Origin of the sequence: Pseudomonas sp. UBA6315 (genome assembly GCF_002438125.1) — a bacterium.
Classification (GTDB): domain Bacteria; phylum Pseudomonadota; class Gammaproteobacteria; order Pseudomonadales; family Pseudomonadaceae; genus Aquipseudomonas; species Aquipseudomonas faucium.
In genome coordinates this window covers 1-16,037 of sequence record NZ_DJTF01000012.1, presented here as the reverse complement: position 1 = coordinate 16,037, position 16,037 = coordinate 1, and the positions used below count along the sequence as shown (strand labels likewise).

Below are 16,037 nucleotides of genomic sequence, written 5' to 3'. Positions count from 1 at the left end.
GCGATCATCAAGCACGCCAACGGCATCGTCGACTTCAACCAGGACCACTGCATCGGCTGCGGCTACTGCATCACCGGCTGCCCGTTCAACATCCCGCGCATCTCGCAGAAGGACCACAAGGCGTACAAGTGCACCCTGTGTTCCGACCGTGTGACCGTGGGCCTGGAGCCGGCCTGCGTGAAAACCTGCCCGACCGGGGCGATCGTGTTCGGCAGCAAGGACGAGATGAAGGTGCATGCCGCCGAGCGCATCGTCGACCTCAAGTCGCGCGGTTACGACAACGCCGGGCTGTACGACCCCGACGGCGTCGGCGGCACCCACGTGATGTATGTGCTGCACCATGCCGACACCCCCAGGCTGTATGCCGGCCTGCCGGACCAGCCGGTGATCAGCCCGCTGGTGGGCCTGTGGAAGGGCTTCACCAAGCCGCTGGCGCTGCTGGCCATGGGTGCGGCGGTGCTGGCCGGGTTCTTCCACTATGTGCGCGTCGGCCCGCAGCGGGTGGAAGAGGACGAGCAGCCAACGCCTGCGGACGACAGCGTGCACCAGGTGGACCCGTCGGTCCATGTCTATGACCCGAACCGGCCCGGCGGGCAAGGGGAGCAGCGGCCATGAACGACAACAAACCCATCCTGCGCTACAACGCCAACGAGCGGACCAACCACTGGATCGTCGCCATCCTGTTCTTCATGGCCGGGCTGTCCGGGCTGGCGCTGTTCCACCCGGCGCTGTTCTGGCTCAGCCACCTGTTCGGCGGCGGGCCGTGGACGCGCATCCTGCACCCGTTCATGGGCGTGGCGATGTTCGTGTTCTTCCTCGGCCTGGTGCTGCGCTTCTGGCGCGCCAACTTCATCACCGCCAACGACCGCCTGTGGCTGCGCCGCATCGACCGGGTGATGGTCAACCGCGAAGACGGCGTGCCCCCCATCGGCAAGTACAACGCCGGGCAGAAGCTGCTGTTCTGGACGCTGCTGGTGTGCATGCTGGTGTTGCTGCTCAGCGGCGTGGTGATCTGGCGCCAGTACTTCAGCCACTTCTTCGACATCGGCTCGATCCGCCTGGCGGCACTGGCCCATGCGTTGGCGGGCTTCGTGCTGATCCTCAGCATCATCGTGCACATCTACGCCGGCATCTGGATCAAGGGCTCGATCGGCGCCATGCTGCATGGCTGGGTCAGCCGCGCCTGGGCGCGCAAACACCATGAACTGTGGTACCGCGAAGTGACCGGCGACAAGACGCCGAGCAATCACGGACGTAAAGAAGGATGAGCGCTTGAGCACGATACTCGAACCCGGGCAGATCGAAGCGTCGGCAGTGATGCCGCCGTTTCTGCACCTGCCGCCCGCCAACCTGTTCACCCTGCGCGCCGAGCGCCTGGCGCAGCTGGCCGAGGGCAACGCCTTGGTGCGCTACCTGAAACTGGTCGCGCGCTTGTGCCACGTCCAGCAGCAGCTTGTGGATAACCCGCCCGGCGCCTTGCCGGTAGCCGAGGAGCGCCAGCGCCTGTGCATAAGTCATGGGCTGCCGCCACTGGCGGCCGACAGCCTGGTGCGCGAAGGCGCGTGGCTGGCCTGGTTGCAGGCATTGCTCGGGCACCTCGACGATGAGCCCAACGGCCCGCTCGGCGAGGCCCTGAAAATGCTGCGCGCAAGTGACGACAACCAGCGCAAGGGCTGGGGCATCGCCTTGCTGGCTGGTCAGTACGACGCGGTTCCGGCGGCGCTGGTGCCGTTCATTGGCGCAGCCTTGCAAGCGGCCTGGTCGAGCTGGCTGCTGGCGCTGCCGGCCACCGAACTCAAGCCCGCCGGCAGCCTGGCCCAGTGCCCGGCCTGCGGCTCGCCGGCGATGGCCGGGGTGGTGCGCAACCGGGGCAAGCACAATGGCCTGCGTTACCTGGCCTGTTCGCTGTGTGCCTGCGAATGGCATGTGGTGCGGGTGAAGTGCGTGTATTGCGAGTCGAGCAAGGATTTGCGCTACACCAGCCTCGAAGACGATCGCCATGCGCCGGGCAAGGCGCCGTTGCGGGCCGAGTGCTGCCCGGCGTGCAACAGTTACCTGAAACAGAACTACCTGGAGAACGACGCCGCCGCCGAGCCGCTGGCCGATGACCTGGCCAGCCTTGCCCTGGATATCCGCCTGGACGAGGAGGGCTTCCACCGCCTGGCTCCGAACCTGATGCTCGCACCCGGTGGTGGCTGAGTGTCTACACTGCAACACCGAGTCGCCTCTATCGCCGGCAAGCCGGCTCCCACAGGGTCAGTGCTATCCCCGTGGGAGCCGGCTTGCCGGCGATAGGGCCAGAACAGACAACGGCCCCGCCCAAGGTAGTACTGCATGCCTCAAACCCCCGCCAGCGAAACCCCACGCCTGCCCTCCATCGACACCCTGCTGCGCCACCCGGCCTGCCTCCCGCTAATCGACCGCCACGGCCGCGACGCGGTGCTCGCCACCCTGCGCCAACTGCTCGACGACCTGCGCGACCCGGCCCGCAGCGGCCAGCTCAGCGCCGCCGAACTGGCCGCCGAAGTCCTCCTGGGCCGCACCGGCGAGCGCCTGGCCATCCAGCAACGCAGCCAGGTACGCCGGGTGTTCAACCTCACCGGCACCGTGCTGCACACCAACCTCGGCCGCGCCCTGCTGCCCGAGGAAGCCGTCGAAGCCATGCAGACCGCCGCGCGCTACCCGCTCAACCTGGAATTCGACCTGGCCACCGGCAAGCGCGGCGACCGTGACGACCTGATCGAAGGCCTGATCCGCGAGCTCACCGGCGCCGAAGCCGTCACTGTGGTCAACAACAACGCCGCCGCCGTGCTGCTGGCGCTCAACAGCCTCGGCGCGCGCAAGGAAGGCATCATCTCCCGCGGCGAGCTGATCGAGATCGGCGGGGCGTTTCGCATCCCCGACATCATGGCCCGCGCCGGCGTGAAGCTGCACGAGATCGGCACCACCAACCGCACCCACGCCCGCGACTACGAAGCGGCCATCAACCCGCGCACCGGCCTGCTGATGCGCGTGCATTGCAGCAACTACAGCATCCAGGGCTTCACCACCCAGGTGGCGACCGCCGAGCTGGCGCGCATCGCCCACCAGCATGAGCTGCCACTGCTCGAAGACCTCGGCAGCGGCAGCCTGCTCGACCTGACCCGCTGGGGCCTGCCCGCCGAACCGACGGTGCGCCAGGCCCTGGCCGACGGCGCCGACATCGTCACCTTCAGCGGCGACAAGCTGCTCGGCGGCCCGCAAGCCGGGATCATCGTCGGGCGCAAGGAGCTGATCGCCAAGATCAAGAAGAACCCGCTCAAGCGCGCCCTGCGCGTCGACAAGATCACCCTCGCCGCACTCGAGGCGGTGCTGGCGCTGTACCGCAACCCCGACCGCCTGGCCGAGCGCTTGCCCAGCCTGCGCCTGCTGACCCGCAGCCAGGCCGAGATCCAGGCCCAGGCCGAGCGCCTGGCCCCCGAGCTCGCGGCCCACCTTGGCGAACCTTGGCAAGTCAGCGTGGAGCCTGCGCTGGGCATGATCGGCAGCGGCAGCCAGCCGGTGGCGCGCCTGCCGAGCGCGGCGTTGTGCCTGCGTCCGCAGGTGTCGAAGAAATTGCGCGGGCGCAGCCTGCACGTGCTGGAGCGGGCCTTGCGCGGCTTGCCGGTGCCGGTGCTCGGGCGCATCGATGACGACGCCTTGTGGCTCGACCTGCGCCAGCTCGACGACGAAGCCCAATGGCTGGCGCAACTGCCGGCCCTGCAACTGGGGCCGGTGCAGTGATCGTGGGCACCGCGGGCCATATCGACCACGGCAAGACCGCACTGCTCAAGGCCCTGACCGGCCAAGCCGGCGACCAGCGCCAGGAAGAACGTGAGCGCGGCATGACCATCGACCTCGGCTACCGCTATGCCGCGCTCAGCGAAGGCGCGCCGCTGACCGGGTTCATCGATGTGCCGGGCCATGAGCGTTTCATCCACAACATGCTCGCCGGTGCCCATGGCATCGACCTGGTGTTGCTGGTGGTGGCGGCCGACGATGGGGTGATGCCGCAGACCCGCGAGCACCTGGCGATCATCGAGCTGCTGGGCATTCCCCAGGCGCTGGTGGCCATCAGCAAGTGCGACCGGGTAGCGCCGGCGCGCCTGGCCGAGGTGCAGGCGCAAGTGGCCGAGCTGCTGGCGCCAGGCCCCTATGCAGGGGCGCGGCAGTTTGCGTTGTCGAGTGTCACAGGGGAGGGCATCGAGGCGTTGCGCCAGGCCCTGCTGGAGGCTGAGGCCCGGGTTCGCCAGCGCAGCGCGCGCGGCGGCTTGCGCCTGGCGGTAGACCGCGCGTTTGCAGTGACCGGTGCCGGCGTGGTGGTAACCGGCACGGCCCTGGCCGGGCGCGTGTGTGCCGGCGATACCTTACTGTTGGGCAAGGCCGGCAAGGCGGTGCGGGTGCGTGGCCTGCATGCGCAGAACCAGGCTGCTTTGGTGGCCGAGGCCGGCCAGCGGGTGGCGCTGAACATCGCCGCCGAACGCCTGGCGGTGGAGCAGGTGCACCGTGGCGACTGGCTGGTGCCCGAATGGCTGCATGCGCCCAGCGTGCGCGTGGATATCGACCTGCACCTGTTGCCAAGCGAGCTGCGCGCCTTCGAACACTTCAGCGCCGTGCACGTGCACCTCGGCACCCAGGATGTGACAGCCCGGGTGGCGTTGCTCGAAGGCGAAACCCTGGCCGCCGGCCAGCGCATGTTCGCCCAGCTGCTGCTCAACGCGCCGCTGCAGGCGGTGCACGGCGACCGCCTGGTGCTGCGCGACCAGCGCGCCCAGCGCACGCTGGGTGGCGGCAGGGTGCTCGACCCTTTTGCCCCGAGCCGCCAGCGCCGCAGCGAAGAACGCCTGCGCCAGTTGCAGGTGCTGCGCGATGCCCAAGAGCTGGAGCAGGCCCTGCCGGCACTGCTTGCCAACGCGCCGGGCGGGCTCGACCCGCAGCGCCTGGAGCGCCAGTTCAATCGCCTGCGCGACACCTGGCAGCTGCCCGAGGGCGTGTTGGTGGTGGCCACGCGGCAGGGCCAGTTGCTGTTTGCCCACCGCCAGTGGCAGGCGCTCAAGCGCCAGGTGCTTGAGCATCTGGCGCGTTTCCACGAACAGGAGCCCGACCAGCTCGGCCCCGACCGTGACCGCTTGCGCCGCTTTGCCGCCTTGCCACTGGAGCGCCCGGCGTTCGTCAGCTTGCTCGATGAGTTACTTGGCGAAGCGCTGATCGCCAGCAGCGGGCCGTGGCTGCACCTGCCCGATCACAAGGTGCAGTTGAGCGAGGCCGACAACGCCTTATGGGCGCGCCTGCAGCCAAGCTTGCTGGAAGGGCAATACGATCCGCCTTGGGTCAGGACCTTGGCGGCGCAAGCACAATGCGCCGAAGCCGATGTGCGCCTGTTGCTGCGCAAGCTGGCGCGGCTGGGCCTGGTGCACCAGGTGGTGCGCGACCTGTTCTACCCTGAAGCGACGCTACAGCGCATGGCAGAGCTGTTGCTGGCCCAGGCCAGTGCAACGCCGATAGTGCAGGTGGCGGCGTTTCGCGATATGTTGGGCATCGGTCGCAAGCGCAGTGTGCAGATTCTCGAATACTTCGACCGCATCGGCCTGACCCGCAGGGTTGCCGATCAGCGTTACATCCGTGCCGACAGCGCACTGGCCCAGCAGCAGGCCAGGCACTGAGTACAAGGAAGGCAATCGCGCCCGGTGGCGCGGCCGGGCTTCAAACCCGGTTGGGGACGGCAGCCGTTCCCGGGCAGGTTCGACTCCCGCTGCCTTCCGCCATTTCAGTCAGGCGCGTTCGCCACACAAATCCAGGGCAAACCACTGCTCTGCGGTTTCGACATCCAGCCCCGCGCCCAGCAATGCAAACAGCTTGGCCAAGGCCGCCTCACGGGTCATGCCGCCGCCGCTGACCAACCCTGCCTGGCGCAGCCGATTGCCTGCCGCATAGGTATCGAACACCACCGACCCTTCCGGGCACTGGCTGATGGCAACCAGCATCACCCCGCGCTGACGCGCCGCGCGCAGCACCTCGAGCAAGGCCTGGTCATCCGAGGGGCCGGTGCCGCTGCCATAACACTCCAGCAGCAAACCTTGCACGCCGGTGTCGAGCACGCCGCGCAGGTGCGCTGCCTGCAAGCCTGGGTACACCGGCATCACCGCCAGGTTGACCGGCTGGCGCTGCTGGCGATAACCCAGCGCCTCTGGCACTTGGCTCGCGCGCTCGCCTTCTCGGTGGCGCGGCAGCGCGGCGAAGGCGTCAAACGCTTCGCTGCGCAGTTTCGAGGCGCGGCAGCCATGCAGCAGCTGGCCGTGGAAGTACAATTGCACGCCCTCTTCCAGGCCAGCCTCGAACTGCCCGAGGGCGCCGCACAGGTTGCCCCAGGCATCGCTGCCCGGCGCGCCGGCCGGCAGCATCGAGCCGGTCAGCAGCACCGGCACCGACAGGCCCAGCAACAGGAACGACAGGGCCGCCGCGCTGTGCGCCAGGCTGTCGGTGCCATGCAGCACCAGCACGCCGTCATGGCCGGCATCCACCGCCGCGACGATGGCATCGCGCATGGCCAGCCAGTTGTGCTGCTGCATGTTGGCGCTGTCCAGCAGCGGGTTCAGCTCCTGCAGCGTCCACGGCACCTTCGGTGCATCGCTCAGCTGGGCCAGGTGCTCGCGCATGCGCGCATCGAAACCACCAGCGGGCGCCAGGCCCTCGGCGGTTTCGAGCATGCCGATGGTGCCCCCGGTGTAGAGGACGAGAAGATTCTTGACTGCACGCATGGAAAGCATCCGTAGCGGTGAGCGAAAGAGAAGCAGCCGCCCGCGGACGGGGCGGCTGGGCAGGGCAGGATATCAGCGTTGCGGCTGGGCTTGGCCAGTGGTGTTGGCTGCGGCAGGTTCAACCTGTGCATTGGCAGGCCAGGCATTGCGGTCCAGGTCCAGGTCGGTGAACTTGGCCGAGTCGAACACGGGCTGGGCGACGCCTGCCTTGCGCTGGTCGTCGTAGTCGCGCATCACCCGCAGGCCGACCTTGAACAGCATGGCCAGGGCGATCAGGTTGACGAACGCCAGGCAGGTCATGGTGATGTCGGCGAAGGCGAACACGGTCGACAGGTCCTGCATCGAGCCCCACACCACCAGCGCCAGTACCAGGCCGCGGAACACCATCAGCACCACGCGGTTGCGGCTGAGGAACTGCAGGCTGTTTTCGCCCAGGTAGTAGTTGTAGAGGATGCAGGTGAACACGAACAGCGACAGCGCCACGCTGACGAACAGGCGGCCCCAGTCACCGACCACGGCGGCCAGCGAGTTCTGGGTCAGGACGATGCCGTCGCCTTCGAAGCCTGGGGTGTAGAAGCCCGACAGCAAAATCAGCAGCGCGGTGCAGGTGCAGATCACGAAGGTGTCGAGGAACACGCTGAAGGCCTGCACCACGCCCTGGGCACCCGGGTGCTTCACGGCGGCCACGGCGGCGACGTTGGGTGCACTGCCAAGGCCGGCTTCGTTGGCGAACACGCCACGCTTCACGCCCATGACGATGGCGCTGCCGAGCAGGCCGCCGAATGCTGGGTCGAGGCCGAAGGCGCTCTTGAAGATGGTTTCGAGCATGGCTGGCACGTGCTCGATCTGGGTGCCGATCACGTACAGGGTCACGCCGATGTAGGCCAGGGTCTTGACCGGCACCAGCAGGTCCGACACTGCGGCGATGCGCTTGATGCCGCCGAGGAAGGTGATGGCCAGCAGCACTGCCAGCACGATGCCGGTGTGGCTTGGGTCGAAGTCGAAGGCGTTCTGCAGCGAGTGGGTCACGGTGTACGACTGCAGGCCGATGAAGGCGAAGCCGTAGGTGACCAGCAGCAGGATCGAGAACACGATCGCCATGTTCTTGCGCTTGAGGCCGTGCTGGATGTAGTACGCCGGGCCGCCGCGGTACAGGCCATCGCCATCGGCGCGCTTGTAGACCTGGGCCAGGGTGCATTCGAAGAAGCTGCTGGCCATGCCGACCAGGGCCGTGACCCACATCCAGAACACCGCACCCGGGCCACCCAGGGTCACGGCAATGCCGACACCGGCGATGTTACCGGCACCCACGCGGCCGGCGAGGCTCAGCATCAGGGCCTGGAAGGAGCTCAGCTGGCCTGCCTGGCCACGCAGCGACTCTTTGAACACGGCGAACATGTGGCCGAAATGGCGGAACTGAACGAACCGCGAGCGGATGGTGAAGTAACCGCCGAGACCGACGATCAGCACGATGAGGAGTTTCCCCGAGAGGAAATCGTTGAGTGCTTCGAGCATTGGAAAATGACCTCGATTCTTATTCTTCGCATGGAAAGACCAGCGGACGGCAGGCGCACCGCTATTCGTTGGGGCGCATGGTTGGCCATGACAAGAGTGGTTACAATTTCGCGGGTTGCTCTGACTTGATGCGACTTGATGCTAGAATGGCGCCATTCGCGTCACCAGGATTTTGCGCATGAGCGATCATTTCGCTACCAATCTGAAATTGGCCTGCAGCCACTACCGCTCTATTTCCGAAGTTTGCCGGCAGCTGTCGATCAACCGCGCGCAGTTCAACAAGTACCTCAGCGGGCAGAGCCGCCCGACGGCTTTCAACCTCAAGCGCATCGGCGATTTTTTCGGCGTCGAGGATTACGAACTGAACCTGCCGCCCGAGCAGTTCTCCCGTTTGATCGGCGCACGGGTGTCGAGCGTGAACGACCAGCCCAGCGACCCGATCAGCGACTTGTTCCGGCCGTTGCACGAACACGCCGGCAACCTGTCGCGCTACTGCGGCTACTACTTCGAGTACTCCAACTGCATGTCGGTACCCGGCACCATCCTGGTGTCGCTGGTGCACCTGCGGGAAGAACGCGGCCGCTTCCTGTTCGAGCGCCAGGAACGCCAGGAGCGCTCCAGCGCCACCGACCAGCACGCCGAGGTGCGCTGCCGCTACTTGGGCGCTGCCTTCCAGCTGCAGGACCGGATGTTCCTGATCGACTACGAGTCGCTGACCCTCAACGAGATGAGCCAGACCATCCTAATCCCCAGCTTCAAGAGCCGCATCACCCGCTTGAACGGCCTCAAGACCGGGGTTTCCAGCGGCGACCGGCGCAACCCGGCCTGTACCCGGGTGGTGTGGGAGTACCTGGGCGAGGAGATCAACCGCATCAACGCCTACCGGCAGGTGAAGCTGTACCAGCCGGATGATCCGCGGATCGATGATGATGTGCGTGAGCGGTTGAGTGTGGGGCCGTTGAGCAATGGGTTGTTCGAAATCGAATGACGGTATTGCCCATCGCCGGCAAGCCGGCTCCCACTACCACCTGTGGGAGCCGGCTTGCCGGCGATAAGGCCAAGATAAAATCTCGCAACGCTTCAGAGCTGACGCAGCCATTCACCTACGGGATGCCCATTATCGAGCAGCAGCTTCAATGCCATCAGGCAGCACACGGTGATGAGCAGCGGCTTGACCAGTCTCGGTCCAAAGTAGAGGGCGCAACGAGCGCCGAGTTGCGCACCGATGATGGCGCACAGTGCCATGGCCAGCGCCAGGGGCCAGATGATGGCGCCGCCGAACGCAAAAACCGACAGGGCACCCAGGTTGCAGGACGCATTGAGCAGCTTGCTGCTGCAGATTGCCTGCATCAGGTGCTGCCCCAGCAGCAGGGTGAAGGCGACCATGAAGAACGACCCGGTACCTGGGCCGAAAATGCCGTCGTAGAAGCCAATGGCTGGGGCAACCAGCAGGGTGAAGCACAAGACCGATATCCGTTGTTTGCGCTCGTGGTCTGCCAGTTTGGGACAAAGCGCAAAGTAGGCAGCCACCGCAATCAGCAGAATAGGGGCCGAAACCTCCAGCACGGCCCTGTCGAGCAGGCTGATCGACAGGGCGCCCGCAACGCCGCCGACAAATGACAACACGGCCATTGGCCAACCTGCGCGCCAATCAATCATTCGCTTGCGGGCGAATGCCAAGACCGCCGAAACGCTGGCTGAGGAAGCCTGAAATTTGTTGGTTGCCATCGCAGCTAACGGATCAATTCCGACAATGAACAGGGCCGGTAGGGTGACCAAACCTCCACCGCCAGCTATCGCATCGAAGAAGCCGGCCAGCAAGGCAATGGTGGCGAGGATTAACAGGGTTGAGATTTCAACTTCCATGAGCATTTATCCGGCCTCGGATGCAGCAACAGTAGGGATTGGCGCCGTACTTCGGTGTCTGTAGGTAAAAGCTGAGACCTATTGCCGCAGCTCGGCTTATTACGTCGATTTTCCTTGGCCTTGGATGTCAGGGAAGATCAGTCTCCTATGTAGGGCGATTCCCAGCTGATCGTGGGAGAAGGGCCTTATCACCCCTAAACCCCCAGGGTTGGACTTCCCCGCCCGGAAACCGCAAAATGGCCCCTTTCCCCCAATCAACCTGTTCGGATCTGCTGACTCTATGCGTATGCGCCTGATGCTGTTGGGTGGTGGCAATGCCCTCGGGCAAGCGCTGATTCGTCTCGGGGCCGAGGAGGACATCACTTTCCTGGCCCCGCGCCCGCCGGAAGACGGCTGGGGGCCGGCCAGCCTCACTCAGCTGCTGGACGATCACCGCCCCGATGCCCTGGTCAACCTGGCCTACTACTTCGACTGGTTCCAGGCCGAGTCGGTCAGCGAACAGCGCCTGGCCCAGCAGGAGCGCGCGGTCGAGCGGCTGGCGGAGCTGTGCCAGCACCACCAGATCACCCTGGTGCAGCCTTCGAGCTACCGGGTGTTCGATGGCTCGCGGGCAACCGCCTACAGCGAAAAGGACGAGCCGGTGCCGCTGGGCCTGCGTGGCCAGGCCCTGTGGCGCATCGAGCAGAGCGTGCGCGCGGCCTGCCCGCAGCATGTGCTGCTGCGCTTCGGCTGGCTGCTCGACGAAAGCATCGACGGCGCCTTGGGCCGCTTCCTGACCCGTGCCGAGCAGCCCCAGGAGCTGTTGCTGGCCGACGACCGCCGGGGCAACCCGACGCCGGTCGACGATGCCGCGCGGGTGATCCTCTCGGTGCTCAAGCAGCTCGACTGCAGCGCCCCGCTGTGGGGCACCTACCATTACGCCGGCAACGAGGCGACCACGCCGCTGGCGCTGGGCCAGGCGATCCTCACCGAGGCCGGGCAGTATCGCCAGCTGGCGGTGCAGGCGCCGACCGCCCAGGCCCACGCCGCCCGCCCCGATGCCAGCGAAGAGCCGCAGAACGCGGTGCTGGCCTGCAAGAAGATCCTTCACACCTTCGGCATCAAGCCGCGTGCCTGGCGCGCCGGTTTGCCGCCCCTACTGGACCGTTTCTACCGCCATGGCTGACGCCCCCATCCTGATCACCGGCGGCGCCGGCTTCATCGGCTCCCACCTGTGCGATGCGTTGCTCGGCAAAGGCTACGCCGTGCGCGTGCTCGACGACCTGTCCACGGGCAAGCGCGACAACCTGCAACTGGGCAACCCGCGCCTGGAGCTGATCGAAGGCGATGTCGCCGACGCCAAGCTGGTCGAACGGGCTGCGGCGGGCTGCAGTGCCGTCGTGCACCTGGCGGCAGTGGCCTCGGTCCAGGCCTCGGTCGAAGACCCGGTAAAGACCCACCAGAGCAATTTCATCGGCACCCTCAACGTGTGCGAGGCCATGCGCGTGCATGGCCTGCGCCGCGTGCTGTTCGCCTCGAGCGCCGCGGTGTACGGCAACAACGGCGAAGGCCAGTCGATTGCCGAAGACACCCCCAAGGCGCCCTTGACCCCCTACGCGGTGGACAAGCTGGCCAGCGAGCAGTACCTGGACTTCTACCGCCGCCAGCATGGCCTGGAGCCGGTGGTGTTCCGCTTCTTCAACATCTTCGGCCCACGCCAGGACCCTTCCTCGCCGTACTCCGGGGTCATCAGCATCTTCAGCGAACGCGCCACCCAAGGGCTGCCGATCATGGTATTCGGCGATGGCGAGCAGACCCGCGACTTCCTCTACGTGGGCGACCTGGTGCAGGTGATGGTGCAGGCGCTGGAGCAGCCGCAGGTGGAGGAGGGTGCGGTGAACATCGGCCTGAACCAGGCGACGTCGCTGAACCAGTTGCTCAAGGCGCTGGAGCAGGTGGTGGGCAGCTTGCCGGCGGTGAGCTACGGCCAGGCGCGTTCCGGTGACATCCGCCATTCGCGGGCAGACAACCAGCGCCTGCTGGCGCGCTTCGATTTCCCCGAGCCGACCTCGATGGTCGACGGCCTGGCACGGCTGCTCGGCAAGGCCTGATTCAGCGCGGCACCGCCAATCTTCAGCGGTGCCGTACCACCTTGCGCACGCAGTCCTGCGCTGCCAGTACCCTGCCATCCGCCGCTCGCACCTGCAGCGCTTCAAGCGGGCGCTCGTGGGTTTTATCCACAAGCGCCGAGCGCGTTTCGCCAGCCTCGAACAGATAATGTTCCCCCCACTGGCGCAATCCCACCACGATCGGAAATACCGAGCGGCCCTTCTCGGTCAGCACGTATTCCTTGTAGGCACTGCCATCGGACGCCGGCTGCAGCGCGAGCAGCCCGCTTTCCACCAGCAGCTTCAGGCGCGAAGCGAGGATGTTCTTCGCCAGCCCCAGGTTCTTCTGGAATTCACTGAAGCGGCGCAGGCCGTCGAAGGCATCGCGCAGGATCATCAGCGCCCAGCGATCACCTAGCACTTGCAGCGCCCGGGCCACGGGGCATTGGGCATTCACTTCATCGAGCATCGCCATCATCTGCCTTGAACATGTGGTTGCAGATTAAAACTACATTTGCTAGATATCCAGCATGTGGTTTCATTTTGAAACCAGAAATGCAGGAGTCGTTTCGATGAGCCGGTGGATAACGTTGCTGCTTGCCACGACCTGTGCCATGGCAGTGGCCACAGTCTATTTTGCCCAGCCATTGCTTGAGTCGATCGCCAGCGAGCTGGGTGTGGCCCAGCGGCAGATTGGCTGGGTGGTGGGCGCGACCCAGGCGGGCTACGCCCTGGGCCTGGTGTTGATCGTGCCCCTGGGCGACCTGGTCAATCGCAAGCAGCTGTTGCTCGCGCAGTTGCTGGTGGCCAGCGTGGCCCTGGTCACCGCCGGCCTGTCGCGGGACTGGCCACTGCTGCTGGCCGCCCTGGCCCTGGTGGGGCTGATGGCGGTGATGGTGCAGGTGATGGTCGCGCTCGCGGCCACTCTGGCCAACCCGGCCCAACAAGGGCAGGCGGTGGGCACGGTCACCAGCGGCATCGTGTTGGGCATTCTGCTGGCGCGCCTGGTCTCGGGTGTGCTTGCCGACCTGGCCGGTTGGCGCAGCGTTTACTTCGTGGCCGCCGCATTGCTGCTGCTGATGGCGGTGGTGCTCTGGCGATGGCTGCCCAGCGGGCGCCCAGTGGCGCATCGGACGGGGTACTGGCAGCTGATCGGCTCGCTGTTCGGCTTGTATCGACACGACCGTCTGCTGCGCCAGCGTGGTCTGTTTGGCCTGTTGATCTTCGCCAGCTTCAGCGTGCTGTGGAGCGCCATGGCCCTGCCCCTGAGCGCTTCGCCGCGGGTGCTCAGCCACACCGAGATCGGCCTGTTCGGCCTGGCGGGTATCGCAGGCACCTTGGCCGCGTCGCGCGCTGGCGGGCTGGCTGATCGAGGGCTGGGCGAGCGCACCACCGGCGTGGCGCTGGCGCTGTTGACGCTGTCGTGGATACCGACGGCCTTCGTCGAGCAATCGCTGCTGGCGCTGGTACTGGGGGTGGTGATGCTGGACCTTGCCGTGCAGGCCGTGCATGTCACCAACCAGAGCTTGTTGCTGGCGGGGCGCAGCGAGATGGCCAGCCGCCTGGTGGCGGCCTACATGTGCTGCTATTCGATCGGCAGCGGCGTGGGGGCGGTGCTGGCGAGCTGGGTGTACGCCAGCTGGGGGTGGGCAGCGGTGTGTGCCCTGGGGATGGCGTTCAGCGCGGTGGCGCTGGGCTACTGGGGGTGGCTGCAAAAGCAAAGGGCGGCCGAAGCCGCCCTGGGGTGTGTCGGTCAGAACTTGTAGCCAAGCCCGACCATGTAGACCCATGGGTCCACGTCCACGTTGACCTTGGTCTTGCTGTAGCCCAGCGCGCTCGGGCCGTCGACGCTGGCCTTGGTGTCGATGTCGACGTACCAGACCGAGGCGTTGACCAGGAAATTGTCGGTCAGCATGTAGTCCATGCCCAGCTGGCCGGCGATGCCCACCGAGTCCTGCAGCTTGAGGTTGCTGAAGCCCTGTTGCTTGCGGGCGCTGGTCAGGTCTTCGTCGAAGAACATGGTGTAGTTGATACCGATGCCGGCATACGGCTGGAAGCGCGAGTTCGGCGCCATCGGGTAGTACTGCACGGACAGGGTCGGTGGCAGTTGCTTGATGTCTGCCAGCTTGCCGTCCAGGCCGCCGCCCAGGCCCTGCACGCCGACGGTGTGCTTGAACGGGGTGGCCGCCAGCAGCTCGAGGCCGATGTGGTCGGTGAGCATGTAGGCGAAGGTCAGGCCCAGCTGGGTGTCGCTGTCCAGGGTTGCCTTGGTGCCCGACACCTTGTTGCCATCGAACTTCAGGTCGCCGCTGTTCTCGTTCGGTGCGGTGGTGATGGCACCTGCGCGCAGGATCATGTCTCCGGCCTGGTAGGCGTGGGCGGCAGGGGCGGCGAGCGCAAGGGCCACAAGCGAGGCGCCGAGCAAGGACTTGTTCATGGAAGCTCCCAAAGGACGTTATTAATTGAGTAGTCCAATGGTACGGAGCTGGATAAATAGAAAGTTTGACCCAGCTCAAAGAAGCGGATTGCCAAGTTGGAATCAGTTCTCACTTCAGCTCATACGCGTATATTTTCTCGGCGTCCATCTGGTAGCCGGCATCGGCAAGTTCGCTGGTGGAGGCTTTGACTTGCAGTTTTCCTTCGATCCAGTAGGGCTGGTAGAGGTCTTCGACGCGCACGCCCATTTCGCTGAAGATGTGCACGATCTGGTTGGAAGGCGGTGGCGGCACGTGGATGCACGCGCCGTAGTAGGGCACCAGCAGAAATTCGGTGGTGCGGCCTTCCTCGCTGACTTCCAGCGGCACGATGTAGCCGGGCAGCTTGATCAGCTGGCCATCCAGCGCCTCGACCACCGGGGCATTGGGCGCTTGCTGGGGCGCAGGAGGCGCCGCCTCGGCAGATAGGGCATTGCTCAGTTGCGACATGTCGTGCAGCGGGGTGAGCTGGGGCGCGATGACGGGGGCGCCTTCCGGGATCAGCGCGGGCCAGTCGAGTTCGCGGGGCTCTGCCGCCCACAGTGGCAATGCCAGCATACACAGCAGCATAAACAGCAGGCCTTGCAGTGCCTGCGCTGGCCTCATCGCCGGCAAGCCGGCTCCCACAGAGCTTGTAGGAGCCGGCTTGCCGGCGATGAGGCCAGCGAATTTGTCGATCATGTCCAGCCCTCAAAGGTGAATCGACAAGCCATCGGCCAGCGACTGCCGATAGGCGCGCCAGGCCGGCACACTGCCCATCAGCAGGGCTGCGCCAAGGATGATAGCCAGCAACGTCCACTCATGCGCGCTGGGCCAGGCCAGTGGCAGGTACAAGCCGTAATTGGCCTGCACATAGCCCTGGGCCAGGGCGATCCCCGCATACAGCAACCCCAGCCCCGCCGCGATGCCCGCCACCGCCAGTGCCAGCGCTTCGAGCACCAGCAACCCGGCAATGTGCCACGGGCGAGCCCCCACCGAGCGCAGGATCGCCATCTCCCGCCGGCGTTCGTTGAGGCTGGTGAGAATGGCCGTGAGCATGCCGATCAAGCCGGTCAGCACCACGAACAGCGACACCACGAACAGCGCCTGTTCGGCCGTGCCCATCAGGCTCCACAGCTCTTGCAGCGCCACGCCGGGCAAGATCGCCAGCAACGGCTCGTTGCGGTATTCGTTGATCTCGCGCTGCAGGCTGAAGGTGGCGATCTTGCTGTTCAGGCCGAGCATGAAGGCGGTGATGGCGGCCGGTTGCAGGTCCATGGTCCGCGCCTGCTCGGCGCTGATGCGCCCGGCACCGCGGGCCGGCACGCCGTTGTGCCAGT

General features: G+C 66.0%; 16 protein-coding genes and 1 tRNA gene. 10 read left to right on the top strand and 7 right to left on the bottom strand.

What is annotated here, in order from left to right; translation table 11 throughout:
* The 6 genes from B3E94_RS01100 to B3E94_RS01075 all read left to right on the top strand — a co-directional run.
* Positions 1-615 (top strand): formate dehydrogenase N subunit beta transmembrane domain-containing protein (locus tag B3E94_RS01100; protein ID WP_286912008.1); only part of this gene is annotated, 615 nt, incomplete at its 5' end.
* Complete coding sequence (locus tag B3E94_RS01095; RefSeq protein ID WP_236237286.1) at positions 612-1,268, top strand: formate dehydrogenase subunit gamma; 657 nt, start codon at positions 612-614, stop codon at positions 1,266-1,268. The genes B3E94_RS01100 and B3E94_RS01095, both read left to right, overlap by 4 nt.
* A 4-nt stretch (positions 1,269-1,272) precedes the next feature.
* A complete protein-coding gene (gene fdhE, locus B3E94_RS01090; protein WP_286912007.1) occupies positions 1,273-2,199 on the top strand; it encodes a formate dehydrogenase accessory protein FdhE in 927 nt (308 codons plus the stop codon).
* A gap of 135 nt (positions 2,200-2,334) precedes the next feature.
* A complete protein-coding gene (gene selA, locus B3E94_RS01085; protein WP_286912005.1) occupies positions 2,335-3,762 on the top strand; it encodes an L-seryl-tRNA(Sec) selenium transferase in 1,428 nt (475 codons plus the stop codon).
* Positions 3,759-5,681 (top strand): selenocysteine-specific translation elongation factor, encoded by a 1,923-nt coding sequence (gene selB, locus B3E94_RS01080; protein ID WP_286912004.1) that lies wholly within the window; start codon positions 3,759-3,761, stop codon positions 5,679-5,681. The genes selA and selB overlap by 4 nt, the downstream gene beginning before the upstream one ends.
* Positions 5,682-5,687: 6 nt before the next feature.
* Positions 5,688-5,783 (top strand) — tRNA-Sec (locus B3E94_RS01075).
* 6 nt (positions 5,784-5,789) lie between these two features.
* On the opposite strand, the gene B3E94_RS01070 is transcribed toward B3E94_RS01075, so the two are convergent.
* Positions 5,790-6,776, bottom strand: a complete 987-nt coding sequence (locus B3E94_RS01070) for an asparaginase (protein WP_286912003.1) — start codon at positions 6,774-6,776, stop codon at positions 5,790-5,792.
* 72 nt (positions 6,777-6,848) lie between these two features.
* Positions 6,849-8,291 (bottom strand): alanine/glycine:cation symporter family protein, encoded by a 1,443-nt coding sequence (locus B3E94_RS01065; protein WP_286912002.1) that lies wholly within the window; start codon positions 8,289-8,291, stop codon positions 6,849-6,851.
* A gap of 178 nt (positions 8,292-8,469) precedes the next feature.
* Here B3E94_RS01065 and B3E94_RS01060 point away from each other — a divergent pair, with 178 nt between their 5' ends.
* A complete protein-coding gene (locus B3E94_RS01060) occupies positions 8,470-9,279 on the top strand; it encodes a helix-turn-helix domain-containing protein (RefSeq protein WP_176515279.1) in 810 nt (269 codons plus the stop codon).
* Positions 9,280-9,371: 92 nt separating this feature from the next.
* On the opposite strand, the gene B3E94_RS01055 is transcribed toward B3E94_RS01060, so the two are convergent.
* Positions 9,372-10,157: a TSUP family transporter gene (locus tag B3E94_RS01055; protein ID WP_286912001.1), complete on the bottom strand. Its 786-nt coding sequence runs from the start codon at positions 10,155-10,157 to the stop codon at positions 9,372-9,374.
* A gap of 280 nt (positions 10,158-10,437) precedes the next feature.
* On the opposite strand from B3E94_RS01055, the gene B3E94_RS01050 reads away from it, so the two are divergent.
* Positions 10,438-11,322 carry a sugar nucleotide-binding protein gene (locus B3E94_RS01050; protein WP_176518058.1) on the top strand — a complete coding sequence of 295 codons (885 nt, stop codon included), beginning with the start codon at positions 10,438-10,440 and terminating at the stop codon, positions 11,320-11,322.
* Positions 11,315-12,247 (top strand): NAD-dependent epimerase/dehydratase family protein, encoded by a 933-nt coding sequence (locus B3E94_RS01045; RefSeq protein WP_236238022.1) that lies wholly within the window; start codon positions 11,315-11,317, stop codon positions 12,245-12,247. The genes B3E94_RS01050 and B3E94_RS01045 overlap by 8 nt, the downstream gene beginning before the upstream one ends.
* Positions 12,248-12,269: 22 nt before the next feature.
* Here the strand turns inward: B3E94_RS01045 and B3E94_RS01040 are convergent, their stop codons facing one another.
* A complete protein-coding gene (locus B3E94_RS01040; RefSeq protein WP_176518056.1) occupies positions 12,270-12,713 on the bottom strand; it encodes a winged helix-turn-helix transcriptional regulator in 444 nt (147 codons plus the stop codon).
* 61 nt (positions 12,714-12,774) lie between these two features.
* Between B3E94_RS01040 and B3E94_RS01035 the strand changes: the two genes are divergently transcribed.
* Complete coding sequence (locus B3E94_RS01035; protein WP_286911999.1) at positions 12,775-14,010, top strand: MFS transporter; 1,236 nt, start codon at positions 12,775-12,777, stop codon at positions 14,008-14,010.
* On the opposite strand, the gene B3E94_RS01030 is transcribed toward B3E94_RS01035, so the two are convergent.
* The 3 genes from B3E94_RS01030 to B3E94_RS01020 form a co-directional block, all read right to left on the bottom strand.
* Complete coding sequence (locus B3E94_RS01030; RefSeq protein ID WP_176518054.1) at positions 13,998-14,681, bottom strand: OmpW/AlkL family protein; 684 nt, start codon at positions 14,679-14,681, stop codon at positions 13,998-14,000. The genes B3E94_RS01035 and B3E94_RS01030 overlap by 13 nt on opposite strands.
* 109 nt (positions 14,682-14,790) lie before the next feature.
* The gene (locus B3E94_RS01025; protein WP_286911998.1) at positions 14,791-15,324 is read right to left on the bottom strand and encodes a DUF3299 domain-containing protein; all 534 of its coding nucleotides are present in this window, start codon (positions 15,322-15,324) and stop codon (positions 14,791-14,793) included.
* A gap of 84 nt (positions 15,325-15,408) precedes the next feature.
* On the bottom strand, positions 15,409-16,037 hold a 629-nt coding region (locus B3E94_RS01020; RefSeq protein WP_286911997.1), incomplete at its 5' end, for an ABC transporter permease.

Coding starts and splice junctions, on each gene's coding strand:
- B3E94_RS01045 (WP_236238022.1), top strand. CDS start 11,315: ATGGCTGACGCCCCCATCCTGATCACCGGCGGCGCCGGCTTCATCGGC.
- B3E94_RS01050 (WP_176518058.1), top strand. CDS start 10,438: ATGCGTATGCGCCTGATGCTGTTGGGTGGTGGCAATGCCCTCGGGCAA.
- B3E94_RS01070 (WP_286912003.1), bottom strand. CDS start 6,776: ATGCGTGCAGTCAAGAATCTTCTCGTCCTCTACACCGGGGGCACCATC.
- B3E94_RS01095 (WP_236237286.1), top strand. CDS start 612: ATGAACGACAACAAACCCATCCTGCGCTACAACGCCAACGAGCGGACC.
- B3E94_RS01040 (WP_176518056.1), bottom strand. CDS start 12,713: ATGCTCGATGAAGTGAATGCCCAATGCCCCGTGGCCCGGGCGCTGCAA.
- B3E94_RS01035 (WP_286911999.1), top strand. CDS start 12,775: ATGTGGTTTCATTTTGAAACCAGAAATGCAGGAGTCGTTTCGATGAGC.
- selA (WP_286912005.1), top strand. CDS start 2,335: ATGCCTCAAACCCCCGCCAGCGAAACCCCACGCCTGCCCTCCATCGAC.
- B3E94_RS01060 (WP_176515279.1), top strand. CDS start 8,470: ATGAGCGATCATTTCGCTACCAATCTGAAATTGGCCTGCAGCCACTAC.
- B3E94_RS01055 (WP_286912001.1), bottom strand. CDS start 10,157: ATGGAAGTTGAAATCTCAACCCTGTTAATCCTCGCCACCATTGCCTTG.
- B3E94_RS01065 (WP_286912002.1), bottom strand. CDS start 8,291: ATGCTCGAAGCACTCAACGATTTCCTCTCGGGGAAACTCCTCATCGTG.
- B3E94_RS01025 (WP_286911998.1), bottom strand. CDS start 15,324: ATGAGGCCAGCGCAGGCACTGCAAGGCCTGCTGTTTATGCTGCTGTGT.
- B3E94_RS01030 (WP_176518054.1), bottom strand. CDS start 14,681: ATGAACAAGTCCTTGCTCGGCGCCTCGCTTGTGGCCCTTGCGCTCGCC.